This window comes from Allobrachymonas denitrificans DSM 15123, from assembly GCF_900110225.1.
GTDB lineage: Bacteria > Pseudomonadota > Gammaproteobacteria > Burkholderiales > Burkholderiaceae_C > Brachymonas > Brachymonas denitrificans.
Genome location: NZ_FOCW01000001.1, coordinates 1289083 through 1312596, shown reverse-complemented (window position 1 = coordinate 1312596; position 23514 = coordinate 1289083). Strand labels below are relative to the sequence as shown.

Below are 23514 nucleotides of genomic sequence, written 5' to 3'. Positions count from 1 at the left end.
TGGCCATCAAGAAAATATCGAGTGTGGCTTTGAAAAAGAATCTGGAATCCATCCGCCTGGCAGGCCTGCTGTTCTGCCTGACGCCGGTTGCTGCGGCCGTGGCGCAGACTGCGGCGCCTGTTGACTCTCTGACTGTGGCCGCTGCGCCGGAGGCAGTCGTCAATGACGAGGCTTATCGCGTTGTGGTGACGGGGGCGCGTGCACCTGTTGCGCTGAAGGATACGCCGCAGCGTATCGAGGTGGTGACGCGCCAGGAGATCCGTGAAACGCCGCACCGTGAACTGGCCGATCTGCTGGGCAAAACGACCAATGTGGACATCAAGCGCTATCCGGGCATGAACGGCTCCGTCGGCATGCGCGGTTTTACGCCGAGTTCGCCGATGACCGGAGAAAGCATGCAGACACTGGTGCTGCAGAACGGCATTCCGGCGGTCAACAACAACATCAGCTTCATGCCAGTCAATGGCGTGGCTCGCGTCGAGGTCATGAAGGGTCCGGCATCGTCGCTCTATGGCTCCCAGGCCATGTCGGGCGTGATCAACGTGATTCCGGTGCGCCGTACAGGCGATATTCAAGGGGGTGTGGGCGTATCAGCCGGCAACCACAACCTGCGCCAGGTCGAGGCCGATATCGGTGGTGCCATCAACGAAACGCTCAATTTCGACTATTTTGGCAACTGGGAAAAGCGCGGCGATTACAAGGATGGCCACGGCCAGACCATGGAATTCAGTGGCTACAAGCAACACAGTCATGGCCTGCGACTGGGAGCCGAACTGGCACCGGGCTGGACGCTGGATGCGCGTGCCGACCTGTTTCGTGCCAATGACGTGCAGAACCCCGGCCCCGATCCGGAAATCAGGCAGTTCGAGACCAGCAAGGATGCCGATCGTGACCTTTACAGCCTGACATTGCAAGGCAAGGTAGATCAGCACACGCTGTCCGCCGCCGCCTATACCGGCAAGGAAAACTATCTCAACTACGATCTCAAGAAGGACGGACGCCTGGTCCAGTCCTATGATTCGCGCATCAAGTGGCATGGCCTGCAACTCAAGGACGAATGGGACTGGGCTGAAGGCTACAAGCTGGTGTTTGGCTACGATTACAACCAGACCAAAGCCAGCGCCCGCAGTGGTACGCCGCCGTGGACCTTCTCCTATAACCCGGACAGCAAGCTGAAGACGCATGGCCTCTATGCGCAGCAGAACATCAGCCTGAACGAGGGCAGCACCAACTTGTACGTGGGGGGGCGCTATGACCGCATCACCATGTCCACGCTGCCGACTGATGGATTGGGCAACGTGACGCAAAGCCGTGATTTCAGCCAGTTCAGCCCAAGCGCCGGCATCAAGCATGAGCTGGCTCCGGGCATCTCGCTGCATGCTTCGGCCGGCAAGGGGTTCAGCGCACCCAGCGCCTGGAAGCTGTCAGGCGAGTACTCCGGCAGTGACTGGAAGCAGGATGCCAACGGCAACTGGTATCCGGTGCCGATCACCTATGTCGGCAACGCCAACCTGGATCCGGAAAGCAGTGTCAGCGTCGATGCCGGTATCGGTTTCGAGCGCGACAACTGGAACATGGACCTGACGCTCTATCACACACGTGTCAAGGACAAGATCGTCGCCTACGATGTCAGCCCCGGCCTCAAGAGCTGGCGCAATGCCGATGAGGCGCGCATGCGCGGCCTGGAACTGGCAGGCAACTGGCAGTTCAATCCGAACCTGCGCCTGGATCTGGGTTATACCCACAGCTTCCGCAGCGAACAACGCAATGGCAGTGTCTGGTCGCCGCTGGAATATGTGCCCAAGAACACCGTGCGTGCCGCTCTGGTCGGCAACTGGGACAAGCTGCATGCCCGCTTGGGTGCCCGCTATAACGGCAAGAGCTGGAAGTCGCGTGCCGAGCGCGGCGGCTATACGCTGTGGGACATGAGCCTGGGGTACGCGATCAACAAGCATCACACCCTGAGCCTCAGCGTGGACAATCTGTTCGACCGCTATTACGAGGAAGTACACGGCTACAACATGCCCGGTCGTGAAATCCGGGTGGGGTATCGCTGGAATTTCCGCTAACACCTTGTGACGATGCTTGACAGCCCATCCAGAGTCATGCCGGCGCGCCGCTTTATGAAGTGGCTTGGAGGCGCGTGCCTGGCGGTAGGTCTGGCGGGCTGCCAGCCGGCTTCCAAGCCGGTTCAGATGGGTGCTGGCAAGGCGGCTTCCGTCACCAAACCCCAACGCATCGTCTCCCTCAACCTCTGCACCGACCAGCTGCTGCTGCAACTAGTCGAGCCGCAGCGCATCGCTGCCATCAGCAAGCTGGCTCACGATCCGGAGCTATCGGCGTTGGAGCCTCAGGCCCGCGCGCTGACTGCCGTGCGCGGCGACACCGAGGAGGTGCTGCTGCTCAAACCCGACCTGGTGCTGGTAGGTGCCTACACCGCACGCTACACCAGCCAGATGCTGCGCGACCTGGGTTTTCGCGTGGTGGAGATTCCACTGGCACACAAGCTGGAAGAAGTCATCGCACAGACGGAGCTGGTGGCCGAAGCGGTGGGGGAGCCGGAGCGGGGGCAGGCCCTGATCCAGACGATTCGCGAGCAGGAACAGGCCCTGCGCACTGCCACGCAGGACGACCTCAAACCCTGGCCCATCGCTGCCGAGCGCAGCTGGCAGGGCTACAGCACCGGCAAGGGCACCATGATGGATGAACTGCTGCAACTAGCCGGATACCGCAACGCCGGCGTGCTGGCAGGACTCAATGGCTACGGCTATCTGCCGCTGGAACGGCTGGTCGAAACCCAGCCCGACCTGATGATGACGCCGGATTACGCACGCAAGGTGCCCAGCGTAGAGCCGCGCGAAAAGCTGCATCCGGCACTTGCCAATACCAGCCTGAACGAGACCATCCTGCCCACGCGCATGACGATTTGCGGCGGTTACTGGAGCCTGCAGGTAGCGCGCACGCTGGCGCAGCGCAAGAGCGCTTCATAATGCGGGCCATGCAAGAAACCGGATCTCGGAACAGTCTCTGGTGGTTGCCTGCCGGGTTGCTGCTGGTGGCCCTGACGCTGGCGTCGCTGGCTGTCGGCTATGTCGACATGAAACCGCTGCGCCTGCTGCGGGGTGCGCTGGCGGGCGAATGGGTGCCGTCGCGCATCCTGTGGGATCTGCGTGTGCCGCGCACCGTGCTGTGTGTGGCTGTGGGGGCAGCGCTGGGCATGTCTGGCGCGGCGCTGCAGGGTTTGCTGCGCAATCCGCTGGCCGAGCCGGGGTTGCTCGGAGTGACGGGTGGCGCGGCACTGGGAGCGGTAGTGGCGCTTTATACGGGCATGGCACAAGCCATGGTGCTGGCCTTGCCGCTGGCTGGCATGGCCGGTACTGCGCTGGCTGTGACACTGGTGTTTGCGCTGGCTCGCCGCAACGATGACACCACCACACTGATTCTGGCCGGCGTTGCCATTTCTGCCCTCAGCAGCGCCCTGATCGCACTGGTGATGAATTGGTCACGCAATGCCTTTGCGCTGCAGGAAATCGTGTTCTGGATGATGGGCTCCCTGGCTGATCGCAGTATGCGTGAGGTGGGGCTGGCCGTGCCGGCCATCGTGATCGGCATGCTGCTGTTGTGGCAGGCGCGGCGCGGACTGCAGGCACTGGCGCTGGGGGAGGAAACCGCGCATTCGCTGGGCATCGACCTGCGTAGACTGCGCCTGCTGGTGCTGGTGGGAACGGCCTGCAGCGTCGGTGCGGCCGTATCGGTGGCGGGTTCCATCGGCTTCATCGGTCTGGTGGCGCCGCACCTGATGCGCCCCTGGGTCAAGGCCGATCCTGCGCGGCTGCTGCCTGCATCTGCCTGGGCAGGCGCCGTCTTGCTGTTGCTGGCCGACATGGGTGTGCGCCTGATGTACAACGAAGGGCAGGAGCTCAAGCTCGGCGTGCTGACGGCGCTGATCGGTGCGCCGTTCTTCCTGTCGCTCATCCTGCGTCTGCACCGGAGGGAAGCATGAATCCGGTGAGCACAGCCCGGTTTCTGCAGGCCAGAGGCTTGCAGGTCAAGGCCGACGAGCGCCTGTTGCTGGACGGTGTCGATCTGCAGTTGCAGCCCGGCCAGCTGCTCGGCGTGCTGGGCCCGAACGGCGCCGGCAAGACCACTCTGCTGCGCGCACTGCTGGGTGTGTTGCAGCCGGAGCAGGGCACCGTCACGCTGCAGGAGCAACCGCTGCAGCGCTGGTCCGCACGCGAACGTGCCCGCCGCATGGCCTATCTGGCGCAAGGTCAGCAGGTGCACTGGCCGTTGCCGGTGCGTGATGTGGTCGCGCTGGGCAGACTACCGCATGGCGATGGCCATACCCCGACCGGGCGGCAGGCCGTGGAGCACGCCATGGAACTGGCCGACTGCCATACGCTGGCATCCCGCAACGTGCAGACCCTCTCGGGCGGTGAACGGGCACGCGTGCTGCTGGCACGCGCGCTTGCCACGCAGGCCCCGGTGCTGCTGGCCGACGAGCCCCTCGCCGCGCTTGATCCGGCCCACCAGCTGCACATCATGGCCTTGCTGCAGCAGCTGGCGCTCAAGGGCATGGCTGTCGCGGTCGTGCTGCATGACTTGACCCTTGCCTCCCGTTTCTGTACCCAGGTCTGTGTGCTGCAACAGGGCCGCATGGTGGCGCAAGGGGCGCCGCACGCGGTGCTGGACGACGATTTGCTGCAGCAGGTCTTCAACCTGCAGGTACTGCGCATGGACCAGTCCGGCGCTTCCTGCGTGGTGCCCTGGGAAGTGTTTGCCTGAACCGTTGTAATCGCCCTTGAAGGCGGCTGTTTTGGCCGGCGCGGAGGTGCCCGCATGACACACGACGTTTACAATGGAGGCTATTCATGCCGGTAGCACTACCGGCAGGTTTTTCCATTGGCAGAACCACTGCACTGGCGGCTTGCGCTGTCCAGCCTGCATCACCCGATTTCCGACTCTCCAGCGGCCTCATGTCCTCTGCGTCCACCCCCATGCAAACATTCATCACATCCTTTGAGGGCGGCAACGCCCTGACCGCGTTTCGCGCACGCCAGTTGCTGAACCAGATCCAGGCGGTGGCGCCCGGCGTGAAGGGCATCAGCGCGCGCTTTGCCCACTGGGTGGAAAGCGATGCCGAACTGGATGCCGCCAGTCGCACCTCGCTGGAACAGCTGCTGACCTACGGCGAAGCGTATGAGCAGCAGGGTGCTGCCGACGCCACCATCGTCGTCACGCCGCGCATCGGCACCGTGTCGCCCTGGGCCTCCAAGGCCACCGACATTGCCCGCAACTGCGGCCTGACGGAAGCTGCTGGCGTACGCCGTGTCGAGCGCGGTACCGAATACTTTGTGCATGGCACCAGCCTGAGCGATGCCGAGCGCGAAGCCGTGGCCGCGCTGCTGCACGACCGCATGACCGAAAGCGTGCTGCCCTCGCTGGACGCTGCCAAGGACCTGTTCACCCACCTGCCTGCTGCCCCGATGGAGCAGGTCGACGTGCTGCAGGGTGGCCGCGCCGCGCTGGAAGCGGCCAACAAGAACTGGGGCCTGGCCCTGGCAGACGACGAGATCGACTACCTGGTCGACGCCTTCAACACGCTCAAGCGCAACCCGACCGACGTCGAGCTGATGATGTTCGCGCAGGCCAACAGCGAGCACTGCCGTCACAAGATTTTCAATGCCGAGTTCACCATAGATGGCGAGAAGCAGGACAAGTCCCTGTTCGGCATGATCCGCAACACCGAGCAGGTGTCTCCGCAGCACACCATTGTGGCCTACAGCGACAACGCAGCCATCATGGAAGGTCGCACGAGCGAACGCTTTGTGGCCAATCGGGATACCTGCCATGGCATGGCCTATCAGGGCGAGGACGTTCTGCAGCACGTGCTGATGAAGGTCGAGACGCACAACCATCCGACGGCGATTTCTCCCTACGCTGGCGCTGCCACCGGCGCCGGCGGCGAGATCCGTGACGAGGGCGCCACCGGCCGCGGCTCGCGCCCCAAGGCCGGCCTGACAGGCTTTACCGTGTCCAAGCTGTGGGACGGCATGAGCGACCAGCCCGGCGGCAAGCCGGCGCATATCGCCAGCCCGCTGCAGATCATGATCGAAGGCCCGCTGGGTGGCGCGGCTTTCAACGACGAATTCGGCCGTCCCAACCTGGCCGGCTACTTCCGCGAATACGAGCAGACCATCGTCAGCAGCACCGCTGATGGCGTACAGGTTCGCCAGATGGGCTACCACAAGCCCATCATGATTGCGGGCGGCCTCGGCTCCATCGACGCCAAACAGACGCACAAGATCCTGTTCCCGGCCGGCACGCTGCTGGTGCAGCTGGGCGGCCCCGGCATGCGCATCGGCATGGGTGGTGGTGCGGCCAGCTCCATGAGCAGCGGCGCCAACGCGGCCCATCTGGATTTTGATTCGGTGCAGCGCGGCAACCCCGAAATCGAGCGTCGTGCCCAGGAAGTGATCAACCACTGCTGGGCCATGGGCGACAACAACCCGATCCTGGCCATCCATGATGTGGGGGCCGGCGGCCTGTCCAACGCCTTTCCCGAACTGGTAAATGACGCCGGTCGTGGCGCGCGCTTCGACCTGCGTCAGGTGCCGCTGGAAGAAACCGGCATGGCGCCCAAGGAAATCTGGTGCAACGAGAGCCAGGAACGCTATGTCATGGCCATTGCTCCCGAGAGTCTGGCCCAGTTCCGCGCCCTGTGCGAGCGCGAGCGCTGCCCGTTTGCCGTGGTGGGCGTCACCACCGAAGAGCGCGACCTGAAGGTGGGCGACGTCGATCTGGACACTGGTGCTGATGCCAGCGAAGGTCAGCAGCCTGTCGATATGCCGATGAACGTGCTGCTGGGCAAGCCGCCCAAGATGCAGCGCAATGTGCAGTCCATCCAGCATAAGGGCATGCCACTGGATGTGAGCGACCTGAGCCTGCAGGATGCCGTGATTCAGGTGCTGAGCCATCCCACCGTAGCCAGCAAGCGCTTCCTGATCACCATTGGTGACCGCGCCGTGGGCGGCCTGACGCACCGTGACCAGATGGTCGGTCCCTGGCAGGTGCCGGTGGCCGATGTGGCCGTGACGCTGGCCGATTACTCCGGCGTGGCGGGCGAGGCCATGAGCATGGGCGAGCGTACCCCGCTGGCCGTGCTGGACGCTCCCGCTTCCGGCCGCATGGCTGTGGCAGAGGCCATCACCAACCTGCTGGCAGCGCCGATCGAGCTGTCGCGCGTCAAGCTGAGCGCCAACTGGATGGCGGCCTGCGGCGAGGCGGGTGAAGATGCGGCCCTGTACCGCACGGTGGAGGCCGTGGGCATGGAACTGTGCCCGCAGCTGGGCGTGTCCATCCCGGTGGGCAAGGATTCGCTTTCCATGCGTACCCAATGGCAGGATCCGACCGCCGAAGGCGCTGCGCAGGCGCGCAAGGTGGTGTCGCCGGTCAGCCTGATCGTGTCGGCCTTTGCCACGGTGGACGATGTGCGCGGCACGCTCACGCCGCAACTGAACAACGAGGAAGCCGAAACCCATCTGCTGCTGGTGGATCTGGGCCACGGCCAGAACCGCATGGCCGGCAGCATCCTGAGCCAGGTACTGGGGCAGGGCGGCGATGTGGTGCCGGATCTGGATTCACCGCAGGATCTGGTGGAACTGGTCAAGGCGGTGAACCAGCTGCGCCGCGAGGGCAAGATCCTGGCCTACCATGACCGCAGCGATGGCGGCCTGCTGGCTGCCGTGGCCGAAATGGCCTTTGCCGGCCATGTAGGCGTGGCGCTGAACATCGACATGCTGATGAGCGCCGGCGACGGCGTGAGCGACAGCCGCATGGACAGTGGCGAGAGCAAGAACTGGGCGCAGCAGGTCAGCGGCCTGCGTCATGAGCAGACGCTCAATGCCCTGTTCAACGAAGAGCTGGGCGTGGTGCTGCAGGTGCGTTCCAGCGATCGCAGCGCCGTCATGCAGGTGCTGCGTGAGCACGGCCTGGGCGCCAGCAGCCACTTCATTGGCACCGTGCGCTCCGAAGCGTCCGCCATGGAACTGGGCAAGGGCCAGCTCTCCATCTGGCGCGATGCGCAGCAGATCTTTGCCGCCGACCTGTTCGACCTGCATCAGGTGTGGGACAGCGTCAGCTGGAAAATCTGCCAGCTGCGCGACAACCCCGAATGCGCCGACAGCGAGCATGCGGCAGCCGGCGTCAAGGAAGACCCCGGCATGCACGTGCACCTCACGTTCAAGCCCGAAGCGCCTGCCGTGCACACCAGCCGCCCGCGCGTGGCCGTGATCCGCGAGCAAGGCGTGAATTCGCACGTGGAAATGGCCTACGCTTTTGATCGCGCTGGGTTCGAGGCGCTGGACGTGCACATGACCGACCTGCAATCCGGCCGCGTGAAGCTGGCCGACGTGCAGGGCGTCGTGGCCTGCGGTGGCTTCAGCTATGGCGACACCCTGGGTGCCGGCGTGGGCTGGGCGCGCTCCATCACCTTCAACCCGATGCTGCGTGACTCCTTCGCGCAGTTCTTCGGCCGCAACGACACCTTTGCCCTGGGCGTGTGCAACGGTTGCCAGATGTTTGCCGAACTGGCCAGCATGATTCCCGGCGCCGAGCACTGGCCGCGCTTCACGCACAACCAGAGTGCCCGTTTCGAGGCGCGCCTGAGCATGGTCGAGGTGCTGGAATCGCCCAGCATCTTCCTGCAGGGCATGGCCGGCAGCCGCCTGCCGATCGCCGTGGCCCACGGTGAGGGCTATGCCAACTTTGCCATGCAGGGCAATGAGGGTCAGGTGCTCAAGGCCATGCGCTACGTGGACAACCATGGCCAGCCGACCGAGGTCTATCCCTTCAACCCCAACGGCAGCGCCGGCGGCTTGACGGCTGTCACCACCGCAGACGGCCGCTTCACGGCCATGATGCCGCACCCCGAGCGTGTGTTCCGCCAGATCCAGATGAGCTGGACGGATCCGAAGCAGGCGGGCGACCGCAGCGGTTTCAGCCCGTGGATGCAGATGTGGGTGAATGCGCGCAAGTGGGTCGCTTGATCTGCAACTTGCGCAACGCATGATACGGGAGCCGGCGAAAGCCGGCTCTTTTGCGTTCAAGCCCAGGGAAGCGCTTCAGACAGATCCCGATAACACCCAGTTCCAGGGATGGACGCCGTTGCGAAGTACCTGTGTCATCAAGCCTCGGACGCTGCGCAGTCGTTGTCCGTCATTGAGACCAAAGCACACAAGAACACACGGGGAGAACTGTCATGAGGATGAAACATCATTTGCCACGCGAATACTGCTTGGGTTTCGTGCCGAAGCGTCTGGTGCTGGCTCTTGCTGTGTCAGCGGCAGTGTCGGCACAGGCTGCCAACAGCAGCCAGTTTCCCAGTGCGGGCATCTCGTCCAATGCGGGCACATACACCATTGATCAGACCAGGCTGCTGCCGTTCAACGCCTTCAAGGTGGGCGATCTGGACAAGAGCATCGATGCCTGCCATGACTTTGCCGGCTATGCCAACGCCAGGTTTCTTGCCGCCCACCCCGTCCCGTCAGATCGCACGAGCTGGGGCTCCTTCGACATGCTGGAGGAGCGCTCGAGGCAGACCCAGCAGCAGCTTGCCGAGCAGGCTGCTGTAAACAAGTCTGCGAAGGGAGTGGACAAGCTGATCGGCGACCTGTATGCAACTGGCATGGACGTAGCCCGGATCAATGCAGCAGGCCATACTCCGATCAAGGCGGAACTGGACGCGATTTCCAGACTCTCGAACAAGGAGCAGGTTGCGGAATACATTCGCGTGGAAGCAGCCAAGGGTCGCGGCACCTTGTTTGACTTCTGGGTCGCTCCCGATTTCAGGGCGCCGGGCACGAACATGGCCTACGTTGCACAAGCGGGGCTGGGTCTGCATGACAAGACTTACTACACGGCAGCCAACCGCAAGAACGTACTTGCTGCCCATGAAGTGTATGTAGCCAACATCCTCAAGCTGATTGGTGTATCCGGAGCGGATGCTGCCAGACAGGCTGCGGACATTGTGGCCCTTGAAAAACGTCTTGCCCATGTCTCACTCTCCACGGAGGAGGTGGCGCGCGATTGGGAACTGGAATACAACCCCGTGACGCTGGCTGAAGCAGACAGGCTTACTCCCAATTTCAGCTGGACGAAATTCTTCCAGTCGCAGGGAGTGGCTGCACCAGACAAATTTTCGTTGCCCATGCCTGGATTCCATCAGGAGGTCAGCAGGATGCTGGCTGAAGTGCCCATCTCCGTCTGGCAGTCCTATCTCAAGTACCACGCGGCAAGTGCCGCAGCACCGCATTTGAGCGACGCCTTCGTGCAGGAGCATTTCCGTTTTTACAGCAAGGCACTCCGCGGCCAGGAAGAGAAGGAGACGCGCGCGATGCACGTGCTGACCACGATCAACAGCGGTGCTGCCGAGGCACTGGGCCAACTGTACGTGAAGGTCGCATTTTCGCCTGAGGCCAAGATGCGCATGGAAGCGCTGGTTGCGAACATCGGCAAGGCACTCAAGACCCGTATCGAGGATCTTGACTGGATGAGCCCGGAAACGAAGAAAAAGGCACTGGAAAAATGGACCTCCTTCGAGCCCAAGATCGGCTATCCGGACAAGTGGCGTTCATGGGACGGGTTGCGCACCGGTCGCGACAGCTACTACGACAATCTGCAGGCGCTGCAGAAATTCAACCACAAGTGGACACTGGGCAAGATCGGCAAGCCGGTCGAACGGAATGAATGGGACACGTGGCCTCAGGTTGTCAATGCCTACTACCGTGCAGCCCGCAACGACATTGTGTTTCCGGCAGCCATCCTTCAGCCGCCGTTTTTCGATCCCAATGCCGATGACGCGACCAATTACGGAGGCATCGGCGCCGTGATCGGTCACGAGATGACGCACGGCTACGATGATCAGGGGGCGCGCTTTGACGCTACCGGCAAGTTCGAAAACTGGTGGACGCCAGCCGATGCCCAGGCATTTGCGCAACGCACGGGCCAACTCGTCAAGCAGTTTAGCGGTTACAAGACGCTTGGCGAAAACGTGAATGGCAAGCTGACGCTGGACGAGAATATCGCTGATCTGGGAGGCCTTGCGACAGCCTATGACGCCATGAAGGCCGCGACGGCAGGCAAACCCGATCCGATGACGGGCGGGTTGACCAATGACCAGCGCTTCTTCCTGAGCTGGGCCACGGTGTGGCGGCGGAACATGAAGGACGACGAAGCCAGGTTGCGCCTCTCCACGGATACGCATGCGCCCGCCCAGTTCCGGGTCATCGGCGCACCGTCCAACATGCCGGCGTTTGCAGCCGCGTTCAACTGCAAGCCGGGGGACAGGATGGTCATCGGTGATGCTGATCGCGTGGATATCTGGTAATTCCCGGCAGAAGGATGCGCGACTACCGACAGTGCCCGCAAGCGTCGTGGTAGGGACACGCTTTTTACCGGGGGGCTCCGTACGCGGGTGCGGCGCGGCAGTTGCGCAGGCTCAGTTGCTCGCCTCGTCGAACGTAGGTGCGTCGGAAACAGGGGCAGTGCGCATGTCTCTGGCCGCCTCAAGCAGCGAAGCAAGGTTCAGCGTCGACGCTTCCAGGCCGGGATAGCCGGAAAAGCGCACGCTGTAGCCCTGAGCACCTGATTGCAGTTCGGCCGGATATCCCAGCGGCATGGTCACCTTGTCACGAATGTGGCCGGAGGGGAACCCTGTCAGCACCGGCAGACCGGTCAACCGCCGCAGGGTGTGGATCACGGTATCGAGGTCATAGCTCTCGTCATACAGGTCACGCTCGTTGCTCAGCCTGAAGGTGCCGAACACGATGGCCTGCTGCTGCCTGAAAACGCCTGCCAGATACAGCGTCTGCAGCATGCGTTCGATGCGGTAGGGCTGTTCCCCGACGTCTTCCAGGAACAGGATGCCGCCGGGCACGTTCGGCAACCAGGGGCTGCCGGCCAGCGAGGACAGCACCGAGAGATTGCCGCCCCACCAGGTGCCTTGCAGCCTGATGTGTCGCTCTGTCGGGGCGGCAACTTCGATGCGCAATTGGTTGCTGCTGACTGTCCGGATGAACTCCTGCAGCGTGAACAGGCTCGGATTGGGACTGCCGAATTCGCTGTAGAGCAGGGGGCCGGCGTAGCTGCCCGTCCGGCCCTGCGCCAGCAGCGCCAGTTGCACGGCACAAATGTCGCTGTAACCCAGCAGCAGCGTGCCGGCTTCCCGCATGCGGCTGCCCAGAGACGGCCAGTCCACATGCGGCAGCAGGCGCATGGCGCCATAACCCCCGCGTGCGCCCAGCAGGACCTTGGGAGTCGGGGCGCGCCCTGACGCAACATACTGCAGATCGGCAATACGCTCGGCATCGGTGCCGGCAAAACGCTGGTGACGCCGGTACAAGGCCTGGGTGTTGTCCAGCGTGAAGCCGGCCGTGCGCAGGCGGTTGATGCCTGTTTCAATCCGTGCAGGATCCGACAGATAGCCGGAGGGAGCAAAAAAACGCAGACGAACCGGTGCGGAGCCAGGGGAAGAAGACAGCTGCGCCAGGGCAGGGGAGGCCAGCCAGCTTGCTGCAGCCGCCATGCCACCGCGCAGCAGCTTGCGTCTTGGGGAGGAAAACTCGGAATCCATGGTGCAGGAGCAGCCCTCAGAACAATTCTGCAGTCTCGCACAAGCGCGGAGCGCTTGCAGGACGTTCGAGCCGGGCATGCTCGGTGTCGGGCGTGGTCATGCCCGTAGTGTGCGCCATTTTCAGGCGGGCTGCGCCAGCCATTCCACATTGACGTGAACCAGCTCCTCATGCACCGCCAGTGCCTTGCGTACTGCTTCGGCTGCGGCCGGATCGGCACTCAGCACCGACAGCAGCACCGCGTACTTGCCCTTGCCCACGCGCCACAGGTGCATATCGGCCAGCGATGCCGGCACTGGAGACTGCTCCACCGCCTCGCGAATTTCCTCGGCAACCGGGTCGGTCATGTGCGCATCCAGCAGCACCCGCCCGGATTTGCGCAGCAGGCTGATGGCCCAACTGGCAACCAGCACGCTGCCGACGATGCCCATCACCGGATCCATCCAGCCAGCCCCCCACCATTTGCCCGCGAACAGCGCCACGATGGCCAGCACCGAGGTGGCCGCATCGGTCAGCACATGGATGTAGGCGGCATGCAGATTGAGGTCGTGCTGATGGTCGTCATGGGCATGGTGGTCGTGCGGCTGCCCATGCCCGTGATGGTCATGATCGTGGTCGTGCGCATGAGCATGCCCATGGTCGTGCCCGGAACCTCGATGCAGCAGCCAGGCGCAGACCAGGTTCACACCCAGCCCGATGATCGCCACCACAAGCGCCTCGTTGTAGTGAATGGCCACGGGATTGAGCATGCGATGAACCGATTCGTAAAGCATCAGCCCGGCAATGCCCAGCAGCAGCAGCAGGGCGCTGGTGTAGCTGGCCAGCACCTCCACCTTCCAGGTGCCGAAGGCATAGCGCGGGTCGGCCGCATGCTTGCGCGCATAGGCGTAGGCGAAAGCAGCCAGGCCCAGCGCGATTGCGTGCGACCCCATGTGCCAGCCGTCCGCCAGCAATGCCATTGACCCATACCACCAGCCTCCGACAATCTCTGCCACCATCATCACCAGCGTCAGCCACATCGCCAGACGCGTGCCGCGTTCGGCCAGCGGGTTGCCGGTGTCGAAACAATGGCCGTGCTTGCACGGGGAGCGAAGGGGCGTGGAGTGCGTGGAAGACATACGAAGCAGGAATGAGCAGAATGAAAAATAGTATACCCCCCTATACCATCATCCTGATTTCGGCAGGGCTGCTAAGATGCGCCCCATGAGCCATACTGTTACCGACAAGAAACGCCTGCAGGCGCGTGTGCGCCGCATCGAAGGGCAGGTGCAGGCCCTCGGCAAGGCGCTGGAATCCGAGGCCGAGTGCATGAGCGTGCTGCAGCAGATCGCGTCCATCCGTGGCGCGATCAACGGCCTGATGCTGCAGGTGCTGGAAGGGCACGTGAGCGGCCACATGAATGACCCCCATGCCAGCCCCCAACAGCGCGAAGAAGATACTCAGCAACTGCTCGAAGTGCTGCGCAGTTACCTCAAATGACCCACAGGGTGCGTCTATCGTTTGCATGGGGATAGCGCTGAGTCGGCAGTTCGCCTGCGTGGGCTAAAATGTCCGCCACACGACGCTCTGGCCACCATCCTCGGCCGGGGCACGGCAACCGCCTGGGGCGTGCTGCACGCCATGCCGACGGTTGCCAATTTTTTATCCCGGGAACTCCGACGGTGCGCCACAGGCCAACCCTGCTGGCGTGCGACGGCTTTCTATTGGGCTTTGCATCCACGAGATCAAAGAAAGGTTCCAGCATCATGACATCCACTCACGCCCAATGGGGATCGAGGCTCGGCTTCATCCTGGCTGCTACCGGCTCTGCAGTTGGTCTGGGCAATATCTGGAAATTCCCCTACATGACTGGCGTGAGCGGCGGCTCGGCCTTCGTCATCACCTATCTGCTGTGCATCACGCTGATCGGCGTACCGATTCTGGTGATGGAGTGGCTGATCGGCCGCCGTGCGCAGATGAACCCGATCCAGGCCATGGAGCATGTGGCTGTTTCCGAGAGGCGTTCTCCGGCGTGGAAGTGGCTGGGCGTTTCCGGCGTGCTGGGAGCCTTCCTGATCCTGTCTTTCTACAGCGTGATCGGTGGCTGGGCGCTGGATTACCTGTTCCTCACCGGCAGCGGCAAGTTCAGCGACATGACGGGCAAGGAAACCGGCGCTGTTTTTGAAGGCTTTCTGGCCAATTCCGGCAGCCTGTTGCTTTGGCACACCGTCTTCATGGCCTTGACCATGGGCATCGTGGCCATGGGCGTCACCTCCGGTCTGGAGCGCGCCTCCAAGATCATGATGCCGGCGCTGGCCGTCGTGCTGCTGATTCTGGTGGCCAACGGCATCTTCGCGACCGACTCCTTCGGCCGCACCATTGAATTCCTGTTCACGCCAAACTGGTCTGCCGTCAACGGTAACGTGGTGCTGGCGGCGCTGGGCCATGCCTTCTTCACGCTGTCGCTGGGCATGGGCATCATGACGGCCTACGGCGCCTATCTGGGCAAGGATGTGAACCTGCTGGGCGCTGCGCGCACGGTGGTGATTCTGGATACGACCATCGCCCTGATGGCCGGCATGGCCATCTTCCCGCTGGTGTTCTCGCACGGTCTGGAGCCCAGCTCCGGCCCCGGCCTGATCTTCGTGACGCTGCCCATCGCCTTCGGCAACATGCCGGCGGGCACGCTGCTGGGCACACTGTTCTTCATCCTGCTGACATTTGCCGCGCTGACGTCTTCCATGTCCCTGCTGGAGCCGGTGGTGGCCCTGCTGGAGCAGAAGACGCCGCTGGGACGCAAGTCGGCCACGCTGATTGCCGGCGCGGTGATCTGGCTGCTGGGCGTGGCCTCGCTGCTGTCCTTCAACCACTGGAGCGATGTGCAGATTCTGGGCAACTCGATCTTCGATTTCCTGGACAAGCTCACCAGCAAGTTCATGCTGCCGCTGACCGGTCTGGGCATCATCATTTTCTCCGGCTGGTTCATGAACCAGGAAAGCATCCGCAAGGAACTGGGCCTGCAAGGCACGGGCTACCAGATCTGGAGCATCGTGAGCCGTTTCGTGGCTCCGCTGGGCGTGATCGCCGTGTTTGTCAGCATGCTGATGGGGTGATGCATGCGTGAGCGCCCGCGTCTGGCCACTGCGCCCCTGCTGGATGTTTCCGATCGGCACGCCCGCTATCTGTGGCGGCTGCTGAGCAAGAATGCCTTGCTCTACACGGAGATGATCAACCAGGGCGCCATCACGCGCGGCGCAGCCGACAGCCATCTGCGCTACAACGCCGAAGAACACCCCGTGGCCCTGCAGCTGGGCGGCAGCGATCCGGCCATGCTGGCCGAAAGTGCGCGCATGGGCGAGCAGTGGGGCTATGACGAGATCAACCTCAACTGCGGCTGCCCGAGCGAGCGCGTGCAGTCTGGCGCCTTTGGGGCCTGCCTGATGCGCGAGCCGGATCTGGTGGCCGATTGCATCAAGGCCATGCAGGACGCGGTGCAGCGCGTGCCGGTCACCGTCAAGCACCGCATCGGGCTGGACAAGGACGAAAGCTATGCCATGGTGCGCGACTTTGTCGGCACGCTGGCGGACGCGGGTGTGGAGCACTTCATCGTGCATGCGCGCAATGCCTGGCTCAAGGGCCTGAGTCCCAAGGAAAACCGCGAGATTCCGCCACTGCGCTACGAGGTGGTGTATCAGCTCAAGCAGGATTTCCCCGAGCTGAATATCGCCCTCAACGGCGGTGTGACTACGGCGGAGCAGATCCGGCACCACTGGAACCATGTGGATGGCGTGATGATCGGCCGCGAAGCCTGGCACAACCCGTGGTCGCTCACGCAGTGGGATGGCCTGATGGCGGGCGAGCAGGACCGTGCCGTCATGCTCACGCGCGACGAGGTGGAACTGGCCATGGTGGCCTACATGGAGCGCGAGGCGGCGCAGTACGACACCTGGTGGTATGCCGTGGCCCGTTCCATGCTGGGCCTGCGCCATGGCCAGCGCGGTGCACGCCGCTGGCGCCAGGTGTGGAGCGACCATCGCCTGAAGGGCGCCAAGCCGCGCGAGGTGTACGACCTGGCGCAGAAGGCGCTGCATTCGTCGCCGCCCGTGCTGGAAGAGGACGTCCACTGAGACGGCACCACCCACCATGCAGTCCCGTGTGTCTTTTACCAGCGTCGGCAAGGGTCTGACCGACAGCCTGTCGATCGGACTCGGCTATTTTCCGATTGCCGTCTCGTTCGGCCTGGCCGCCATCCAGGCCGGTTTCCCGCCGTGGCTGGCAATTCTGGTGTCGCTCACGGTGTATGCGGGGGCGGCGCAGTTCGTGCTGGTGGCGCTGGCTGCAGCAGGGGCAGGGGCCTTCGGCATCATTTCCACGGTGCTGCTGATGAACGTGCGGCACCTGTTCTACGGTCCCTCCATTCTCGACAAGCTCGGCACGGCACGGCGGCGCTTGCCGCTGCCGATTTTGGCTTTCGGCCTGACGGACGAGGTCTATGCAGCCTCCATCGGCAGGCTGGATCGCATCGCCCCCGAGCAGCGGCAGGGCTGGTATATGGGCATGCAGCTGGGAGCGTATGCCTCCTGGGTATCGGGTACGGCTGTGGGAGCCCTGCTGGGGCATCAGTTGGGCCAGCAGGCACCGTGGCTGCGCGAGACACTGGATTTCGTGCTGCCGGCACTGTTCTTTGCCTTGCTGCTGGAAATCCTGCGCCACACGCGCCTGCGCGTCACGCTTGGGGCCATGCTGGCAACCGCAGCACTGCTGATGCTGCTGCCTGGACATATCGCCATGTTGGGCGGACTGGCCAGCGGTGCGCTTCTCGGCGCCTGGGATGCCAGCCGCAAGACTGATTCCGACATGGGCACGGAGGCTGCGCAATGAACGCATCCGATCTCTGGTGGGTGGTGCTGCTGTGCGGCGCGGGCACCTTCCTGATCCGCCTCTGGCCCATGCGCTGGCATCAGGGCAGGGGAGATGAAGCCATGCAGCCCTGGCTGCGCGGTGCCTTGCAGGCGCTGGGCCCGGCTGCGATCGGCTCCTTGCTGGTGGCTTCGCTCTGGTCGCAATGGCAATGGGGGCAGCCTGCTTGGCCGCTGCTGCGGGTGGTGCTGTCGCTGCTTGCGATCGTGCTGGTGCGCCGTATCGCTGGGGGAGTTGCACTGCCTACGCTGGCCGGCATTCTGGCCTATGGCGGGCTGTCCTACGCCATGGTTTGAGCCTTGGGGTGTTCCGCCGACCATCTTCCGGTGAAGAAGAATTTTGCGTTTCCCCTGGGTTATCCCTTGTCATCCGGTCACGCTTGACTTGCTGTTTCTCCCCTACAATCTGCTGAAAATAAAACGACCGTACTTTTCTGCTTCATCGCGAAGCAGAAACGGGGATCTGTTTCGACCTCACCCTGGCAGCGTCGGAACTTCAGCCGGAGACTCAGTCCATGACAGCGCATTTCGCCAAGCGCGGCCCGGTGGCCGTCATCACTCTCTACAACCCGCCCATGAACGGGCTGGGCTTGGCTACCCGCCAGGCCTTCATGCAGGCTTTGCGCCAGGCTGAACAGGACGCTGACGTTCACGCCATCGTCATCAACGGCGCCGGCAAGCAGTTCTGCAGCGGGGCCGACATCAAGGAGTTCGGCACGGACCTGACCTTTGCCGAACCCAACCTGCACACCATGATCCACGCCGTGGAGCACGCCACCAAGCCGGTGGTGGTGGCCCTGCACGGCCTGACCATGGGTGGCGGTCTGGAGCTGGCGCTGGGCTGTCACTATCGTGTGGTGGCGGCGGGCACGCAGATTGCCTTGCCCGAAGTGAAGCTGGGCCTGCTGCCCGGCGCCGGCGGCACGCAGCGCCTGCCGCGCGTGCTGGGCGTGGAGCCGGCCCTGAACATGATCATCACCGGCAACAGCGTGCCGGCCGAGATGCTGGCCCAGGCACCCGGTCAGAAGCTGTTCGACAAGCTGGTGCCTTCCGCCGAGAACATCCTGGAAGAAGCCGTCGCCTTCGCCGAAAGCATTGCAGATGTGCGCCCACTGCCACAGGTGCGCCAGCTGCCCTGTGCGCACCCGCAAGGTGAAGCCTATTTCCAGTTCGCCCGCAACATGGCGCGCGGCATGGCCAGGCATCTGCCGGCACCCGTCAAATGCGTGGATGCCGTGCAGGTCGCCACGCAGACCCGCATGGACGAAGGCCTGCTCAAGGAGCGCGACCTGTTCCTGAGCCTGATGATGACACCCGAGTCCCGCTCGCTGCGCCATCTGTTCTTCGCCGAGCGCGCCACCAGCAAGATCGCCGATGTGCCGGCCGACACGCCGCTGCGTCCGATCCAGAAGGTCGGCATCATCGGCGCCGGCACCATGGGCGGTGGCATCGCCATGAACTTCCTCAACGCCGACATCCCGGTGCTGCTGCTGGAAATGAAGCAGGAGGCGCTGGACCGCGGCATTGCCACCATCCGCGGCAACTACGAAGCACAACTCAAGAAAGGCAAGCTCAAGGCGGACAAGCTGGAGCAGCGCATGGGCCTGCTGCACACCACGTTGGACTATGCCGACCTGAAGGACGCCGATCTGGTGATCGAGGCCGTGTTCGAGGACATGGGCGTGAAGGAGCAGGTGTTCCGCAAGCTGGATGAAGTCTGCAAGCCGGGCTGCATCCTCGCCAGCAACACCTCCACGCTGGATCTGGACCGTATCGCCGCCTTCACGCAGCGCCCGCAGGATGTCGTCGGCCTGCATTTCTTCAGCCCGGCCAACGTGATGAAGCTGCTGGAAGTGATCCGCGGCGCACACACCGGCAAGGACGTGCTCGCCACCGTGATGGCGCTGGCCAAGAAGATCCGCAAGATCGCGGTCGTGTCCGGCGTGTGCGACGGTTTCATCGGCAACCGCATGGTCGAGCAGTACCTGCGCCAGGCCGGCTTCCTGCTGGATGAAGGCTGCACGCCGCAGCAGGTGGACCGCGCGCTGGAACAGTTCGGCTTCCCGATGGGGCCGTTCCGCATGTCCGATCTGTCGGGCAACGACATTGGCTGGGCCATCCGCAAGCGCCGCTATGTGGAGCGTCCGGGTTACCGCTTCAGTGGCACGGCCGACAAGCTGTGCGAAATGGGCCGCTTCGGCCAGAAAACCGGCGCCGGCTGGTACGACTACCAGGCCGGCAAGCGCGACGCGCAGCCGAGCGCGCTGGTCAACCAGATGATCGAGGACCACCGCAAGGAAAAAGGCATCACGCCGCGCAAGATCGGCAACGACGAGATCGTCAAGCGCCTGGTGCTGGCGCTGGTGAACGAGGGCGCGCGCATCCTGGAAGAGGGCATTGCCAGCAAGTCCGGCGATATCGACATGGTCTACATCGCCGGCTACGGCTTCCCGATCCATCGCGGCGGCCCCATGCACTACGCCAACGAACTGGGCCTGAACCAGGTGCTGACCGCCATGCGCGGCTTTGCCGCCAACCCGCTGGACGATGCCGAATTCTGGCAACCGGCCCCCTTGCTGCAACGCCTGGCTGACGAAGGCCGGCAGTTCGCCTGACATCCCACAAGCAGAACAACGAGGAGAACACCGCCATGACATCCGCCGTCATCGTATCCACCGCACGCACCCCGTTGGCCAAGAGCTGGAGGGGCTCCTTCAACCTGACCCACGGCGCCACGCTCGGCGGCCATGTGGTGCAGCACGCCATCCAGCGCGCGGGCATTGACCCGGCCGAGGTGGAAGACGTGATCATGGGCTGCGCCTTGCCCGAGGGCGCCACCGGCGCCAACATCGCACGCCAGATCGTGATCCGCGCCGGCCTGCCGGACAACGTGTCCGGCATGACCGTGAACCGTTACTGTTCCTCCGGCCTGCAGAGCATTGCGCTGGCCGCGCAGCGCATCATTGCAGGCGAGGGCAGTGTCTATGTGGCTGGCGGCCTGGAAAGCATCTCCTGCGTGCAGCAGGAAATGAACCAGCACATGCTTAAGGACAGCTGGCTGGATCAGAACCGCCCCGACATTTACCTCAACATGCTGCAGACGGCCGAGATCGTGGCCAAGCGCTACGGCATCAGCCGCGACGCCATGGACGCCTACGGCGCCGCCAGCCAGCAAAAGGCCTGCGCGGCCCAGGCTGCCGGCCTGTTCGATGCCGAGATTGCGCCCATCACCGTCACTGCCGGCATTGCCGACAAGACACTGGGCCTGGTCACGAAGCAGGTCACCGTCAGCAAGGATGAAGGCCTGCGCGAAGGCACGACGCTCGAAGCAGTCGCCGGCCTGCGCTCCAGCCTGCCGGGCGGCACCGTGTCTGCCGGCAACGCCAGCCAGTTTTCCGATGGCGCCGGCGCCTGCGTGGTGATGGACGAGAAACTCGCCGAGCAGCGTGGCCTGCAGCCGCTGGGCCGCTTCCTTGGCTTTGCCGTGGCCGGCTGCGCGCCTGACGAAATGGGCATCGGCCCGGTATTTGCCGTGCCCAAGGTGCTCGACCGCCTGGGCCTGACTGTGGGCGATATCGACCTGTGGGAGCTGAACGAGGCCTTCGCCGTGCAGGTGCTGTATTGCCGTGAACGCCTCGGCATCCCGGATGACCGCCTGAACGTGAATGGCGGCGCCATTGCGGTGGGACACCCTTACGGCATGAGCGGCCAGCGTCTGGTGGGCCATGCGCTGATCGAAGGCAAGCGTCGTGGTGCGAAGCGCGTCTGCGTCACCATGTGCATTGGCGGCGGCATGGGGGCTGCGGGCGTGTTCGAAGTGCTGTAAGCTGTGCGCTTTTCTGCACTTCGATACCGCATACCATGATCAAGCACATCGTCATCTGGACCCTGCACAACCCCGCCGACGCACCGCGCATGAAGGCGCTGCTCGAAAGCTGCCGCAACGTGGTGCCCGGCATCCTTGCGCTGGAAGCCGGCATCCGCACCGACGGGCTGGAAGCCAATGCCGACGTGGTGCTGTACTCTGCCTTCGAGAGCAAGGAAGTGCTGGATGCCTACCAGGACCATCCGGACCACATGGCGGTGAAGGCGCAGGTCAAGCCGCTGTGTTCCAGCCGCACCGTGGTGGATTACGAAGCATGAGCGCCGGTTCGCTGGAGAAGGCCGGCGCAGCGGAGAGGGAGGTAGCTTCCGCGCAGTCCGAGTCAGAAGTTTCGCCCGACACGGAATCCGCGACGGCCACCCGCATCAATGTGCCCCACATCCCCTTCGTGGAGCATCTGGGCATCGTGACGGAAATGTCGGCCAACGGCGAATCCCGGCTGCGCTACACGCCCCAGCCGGAGCACCTCAACTCGTTCAACGTGGTGCATGGCGGTGTCTGCATGACGCTGCTCGACGTCACGCTGGCCGCTTCGGCCCGCTGCCTGGAGCCCAACATGGGCGTAGTCACCATCGAGATGAAGACCAGTTTCATGCAGCCGGCCCAGGGCACGCTGACAGGGAAGGGCCGCCTCATCCACCGTACTGCCACCATGGCATTTACCGAAGGCACGCTCTACAACGAGGCTGGCAAGCCGTGTGCGCATGCCACCGGCACCTTCAAGTTTGTGCGCAAGCTGGCCGTGGGCAGCAAGAAGGCGCAGGAACTGCACCTGCCCAAAGAGATGGATCAGGTGATTTCGACGGATTGAGGCTGTCGGCGAAAGGGTCTCGCCTCAACCACGTGGCGTCACATCGTCAATCGTGCGGGGACCTGCCGGACGCGCGCTGCTGCGGCCCTCGAAACGGTCTTCCAGCTCACCCATGTAGGCCGCCAGCGTATTGCCGCTGTTGTCAATCTTCGAGCCCATTTCCTGCTGCAGCGTCGCCATACGCTGTTCGAACCACTGCTTGAGCTCGTTCTGGCGCGTGCGCGAGTCACTCTCAATCTGGTCGATCACGCCGCGCAGCTCGGTAAAGCGGCTGACTTCGGCCTTGTTGGCCAGGTCACGCTGGGCGTTGAGTTCCTTGGTGTGGTTGCGCGCTTCCAGCAGGGAGGCGGTCTGCAGGGTGACGGCATAGACCAGGAACAGGATCACGGCCAGCCCCAGGATACCCAGCATCACCAGACCCAACGGGCCCTGCACCTCGGACATGCCCAGATTCAGCGCGGTCGGACGCGACAATTCGGCCCAGTTCAGGGCCACAAACGCCGCCACGAGAATAAAGAAGATGATCATCAGAATGGTGCGATTGCGCATGGTGTTCTCCTTGTGCCGTTGGCCATCCTTCTGGTGACCTAGCCTGAGAATATACCGGATGCCCCGGCGGCTGAAACAAGCCGCCCCGCAGCAAGGTGCTACGGCACGTGAACTTATGCCTGTTTTTGTAGCGTGTGCCACCAGCGCCGCACACGCCGGCGCATCAGGCGCCCGATGCGCCAGGGACGGCTGCTGCGGATCAGTGCGAACCAGCGCGCCTTTCAGAGCAGCCAGCGCGGATACCAGCGCGCAAACCAGCCGATCTGCATCAGGGCCGGCTGCACCAGCTGAAACAGCCAGGCCACTATCGCGGTGCCCACCAGTTTGGAGAGAATTTCCAGCACCGCAGCCTGCCACAGGTGCCCGGTAGCCAGCCGCTGCAGCACCAGCAGCTTGACGGGAAACAGCACCACCATCGGCGTGGCAAACAGGGGCAGTGCCCAGTGCGGGGGCAGGGCGGCTATCCGTTTTTCCAGCACGCGCCACACGTGCAACCGTCCCAGCGCTTGCAGCAGGCGGGACAGCGGAATCCAGCCCCATTCCTCGAACAGCACCACCAATGCCAGCAGCAGGCCTGCCAGCGACTGCAGGGTGCGTTTGAGCAGGGAAATCACGGTGGGCATGGCGGAAAATGGCAAGGCGGTGCGCCATTGTGCCTGTGCTGGATGACGGGAGCAATGTGCTTGCAGACCGGCCTTTTTCGCACCCACAGGGCGGGAAAGTGCACGATCTACTCAGACGGAT

The 23514-nt window shown here is 63.6% G+C and carries 19 protein-coding genes; 15 read left to right on the top strand and 4 right to left on the bottom strand.

The window, feature by feature from the left end:
- Nucleotides 1-29: 29 nt before the first annotated feature.
- The 6 genes from BMW28_RS06060 to BMW28_RS06035 all read left to right on the top strand — a co-directional run bounded on the left by BMW28_RS06060 (nt 30) and on the right by BMW28_RS06035 (nt 11386).
- On the top strand, nt 30-2069 hold the full coding sequence (locus BMW28_RS06060; protein WP_159430724.1) for a TonB-dependent receptor plug domain-containing protein: 2040 nt from the start codon (nt 30-32) through the stop codon (nt 2067-2069).
- A 12-nt stretch (nt 2070-2081) separates the two neighbouring features.
- Complete coding sequence (locus tag BMW28_RS06055; protein ID WP_091815058.1) at nt 2082-2990, top strand: ABC transporter substrate-binding protein; 909 nt, start codon at nt 2082-2084, stop codon at nt 2988-2990.
- A gap of 8 nt (nt 2991-2998) precedes the next feature.
- Nucleotides 2999-4003, top strand: coding sequence for a FecCD family ABC transporter permease (locus tag BMW28_RS06050; RefSeq protein ID WP_091815576.1), 1005 nt, complete (start codon nt 2999-3001; stop codon nt 4001-4003).
- Complete coding sequence (locus BMW28_RS06045; protein ID WP_091815056.1) at nt 4000-4785, top strand: heme ABC transporter ATP-binding protein; 786 nt, start codon at nt 4000-4002, stop codon at nt 4783-4785. Before BMW28_RS06050 ends, BMW28_RS06045 begins: the two co-directional genes overlap by 4 nt.
- 212 nt (nt 4786-4997) lie before the next feature.
- Complete coding sequence (purL, locus tag BMW28_RS06040; protein ID WP_091815054.1) at nt 4998-9047, top strand: phosphoribosylformylglycinamidine synthase; 4050 nt, start codon at nt 4998-5000, stop codon at nt 9045-9047.
- Nucleotides 9048-9259: 212 nt separating this feature from the next.
- On the top strand, nt 9260-11386 hold the full coding sequence (locus BMW28_RS06035; protein WP_200785724.1) for a M13 family metallopeptidase: 2127 nt from the start codon (nt 9260-9262) through the stop codon (nt 11384-11386).
- Between the two features lie 111 nt (nt 11387-11497).
- Here the strand turns inward: BMW28_RS06035 and BMW28_RS06030 are convergent, their stop codons facing one another.
- Nucleotides 11498-12631: an LD-carboxypeptidase gene (locus BMW28_RS06030; RefSeq protein ID WP_091815049.1), complete on the bottom strand. Its 1134-nt coding sequence runs from the start codon at nt 12629-12631 to the stop codon at nt 11498-11500.
- Between the two features lie 120 nt (nt 12632-12751).
- Nucleotides 12752-13747 (bottom strand): CDF family Co(II)/Ni(II) efflux transporter DmeF, encoded by a 996-nt coding sequence (gene dmeF / locus BMW28_RS06025; RefSeq protein WP_091815046.1) that lies wholly within the window; start codon nt 13745-13747, stop codon nt 12752-12754.
- Between the two features lie 85 nt (nt 13748-13832).
- Between dmeF and BMW28_RS06020 the strand changes: the two genes are divergently transcribed.
- From BMW28_RS06020 to BMW28_RS05980, 9 genes are all read left to right on the top strand, one after another.
- Entirely contained in the window at nt 13833-14108 is a 276-nt protein-coding gene (locus BMW28_RS06020; protein ID WP_091815573.1) for a metal/formaldehyde-sensitive transcriptional repressor, read from the top strand.
- Nucleotides 14109-14374: 266 nt separating this feature from the next.
- On the top strand, nt 14375-15721 hold the full coding sequence (locus tag BMW28_RS06015; protein ID WP_091815043.1) for a sodium-dependent transporter: 1347 nt from the start codon (nt 14375-14377) through the stop codon (nt 15719-15721).
- 3 nt (nt 15722-15724) lie between these two features.
- Entirely contained in the window at nt 15725-16735 is a 1011-nt protein-coding gene (dusA, locus tag BMW28_RS06010; RefSeq protein WP_091815041.1) for a tRNA dihydrouridine(20/20a) synthase DusA, read from the top strand.
- A 16-nt stretch (nt 16736-16751) separates the two neighbouring features.
- Nucleotides 16752-17489 carry an AzlC family ABC transporter permease gene (locus tag BMW28_RS06005; RefSeq protein WP_234969999.1) on the top strand — a complete coding sequence of 246 codons (738 nt, stop codon included), beginning with the start codon at nt 16752-16754 and terminating at the stop codon, nt 17487-17489.
- Nucleotides 17486-17824: an AzlD domain-containing protein gene (locus tag BMW28_RS06000; protein WP_091815037.1), complete on the top strand. Its 339-nt coding sequence runs from the start codon at nt 17486-17488 to the stop codon at nt 17822-17824. The genes BMW28_RS06005 and BMW28_RS06000 overlap by 4 nt, the downstream gene beginning before the upstream one ends.
- 218 nt (nt 17825-18042) lie before the next feature.
- Entirely contained in the window at nt 18043-20142 is a 2100-nt protein-coding gene (locus BMW28_RS05995; protein WP_091815034.1) for a 3-hydroxyacyl-CoA dehydrogenase NAD-binding domain-containing protein, read from the top strand.
- Between the two features lie 35 nt (nt 20143-20177).
- Complete coding sequence (locus tag BMW28_RS05990) at nt 20178-21353, top strand: acetyl-CoA C-acyltransferase (protein ID WP_091815032.1); 1176 nt, start codon at nt 20178-20180, stop codon at nt 21351-21353.
- 35 nt (nt 21354-21388) lie between these two features.
- Nucleotides 21389-21670: a Dabb family protein gene (locus tag BMW28_RS05985; RefSeq protein WP_091815029.1), complete on the top strand. Its 282-nt coding sequence runs from the start codon at nt 21389-21391 to the stop codon at nt 21668-21670.
- Nucleotides 21667-22221: a PaaI family thioesterase gene (locus tag BMW28_RS05980; protein WP_091815026.1), complete on the top strand. Its 555-nt coding sequence runs from the start codon at nt 21667-21669 to the stop codon at nt 22219-22221. Before BMW28_RS05985 ends, BMW28_RS05980 begins: the two co-directional genes overlap by 4 nt.
- Before the next feature lie 24 nt (nt 22222-22245).
- Here the strand turns inward: BMW28_RS05980 and BMW28_RS05975 are convergent, their stop codons facing one another.
- Together BMW28_RS05975 and BMW28_RS05970 are read right to left on the bottom strand one after the other, a co-directional pair.
- Nucleotides 22246-22770, bottom strand: coding sequence for a LapA family protein (locus tag BMW28_RS05975; RefSeq protein ID WP_091815023.1), 525 nt, complete (start codon nt 22768-22770; stop codon nt 22246-22248).
- A 221-nt stretch (nt 22771-22991) separates the two neighbouring features.
- Nucleotides 22992-23393 (bottom strand): hypothetical protein, encoded by a 402-nt coding sequence (locus BMW28_RS05970; protein ID WP_091815020.1) that lies wholly within the window; start codon nt 23391-23393, stop codon nt 22992-22994.
- Nucleotides 23394-23514 lie beyond the last annotated feature (121 nt).

Bases quoted from the DNA above. Each gene is read 5' to 3' on its own strand.
- BMW28_RS06005 (WP_234969999.1), top strand. From the start codon at position 16,752: ATGCAGTCCCGTGTGTCTTTTACCAGCGTCGGCAAGGGTCTGACCGAC.
- dmeF (WP_091815046.1), bottom strand. From the start codon at position 13,747: ATGTCTTCCACGCACTCCACGCCCCTTCGCTCCCCGTGCAAGCACGGC.
- BMW28_RS05995 (WP_091815034.1), top strand. From the start codon at position 18,043: ATGACAGCGCATTTCGCCAAGCGCGGCCCGGTGGCCGTCATCACTCTC.
- BMW28_RS06045 (WP_091815056.1), top strand. From the start codon at position 4,000: ATGAATCCGGTGAGCACAGCCCGGTTTCTGCAGGCCAGAGGCTTGCAG.
- BMW28_RS05970 (WP_091815020.1), bottom strand. From the start codon at position 23,393: ATGCCCACCGTGATTTCCCTGCTCAAACGCACCCTGCAGTCGCTGGCA.
- BMW28_RS06050 (WP_091815576.1), top strand. From the start codon at position 2,999: ATGCAAGAAACCGGATCTCGGAACAGTCTCTGGTGGTTGCCTGCCGGG.
- BMW28_RS06020 (WP_091815573.1), top strand. From the start codon at position 13,833: ATGAGCCATACTGTTACCGACAAGAAACGCCTGCAGGCGCGTGTGCGC.
- BMW28_RS05985 (WP_091815029.1), top strand. From the start codon at position 21,389: ATGATCAAGCACATCGTCATCTGGACCCTGCACAACCCCGCCGACGCA.
- purL (WP_091815054.1), top strand. From the start codon at position 4,998: ATGCAAACATTCATCACATCCTTTGAGGGCGGCAACGCCCTGACCGCG.
- BMW28_RS06000 (WP_091815037.1), top strand. From the start codon at position 17,486: ATGAACGCATCCGATCTCTGGTGGGTGGTGCTGCTGTGCGGCGCGGGC.
- BMW28_RS06035 (WP_200785724.1), top strand. From the start codon at position 9,260: ATGAGGATGAAACATCATTTGCCACGCGAATACTGCTTGGGTTTCGTG.
- dusA (WP_091815041.1), top strand. From the start codon at position 15,725: ATGCGTGAGCGCCCGCGTCTGGCCACTGCGCCCCTGCTGGATGTTTCC.
- BMW28_RS06015 (WP_091815043.1), top strand. From the start codon at position 14,375: ATGACATCCACTCACGCCCAATGGGGATCGAGGCTCGGCTTCATCCTG.
- BMW28_RS06030 (WP_091815049.1), bottom strand. From the start codon at position 12,631: ATGGATTCCGAGTTTTCCTCCCCAAGACGCAAGCTGCTGCGCGGTGGC.
- BMW28_RS05990 (WP_091815032.1), top strand. From the start codon at position 20,178: ATGACATCCGCCGTCATCGTATCCACCGCACGCACCCCGTTGGCCAAG.
- BMW28_RS06055 (WP_091815058.1), top strand. From the start codon at position 2,082: ATGCTTGACAGCCCATCCAGAGTCATGCCGGCGCGCCGCTTTATGAAG.
- BMW28_RS05980 (WP_091815026.1), top strand. From the start codon at position 21,667: ATGAGCGCCGGTTCGCTGGAGAAGGCCGGCGCAGCGGAGAGGGAGGTA.
- BMW28_RS05975 (WP_091815023.1), bottom strand. From the start codon at position 22,770: ATGCGCAATCGCACCATTCTGATGATCATCTTCTTTATTCTCGTGGCG.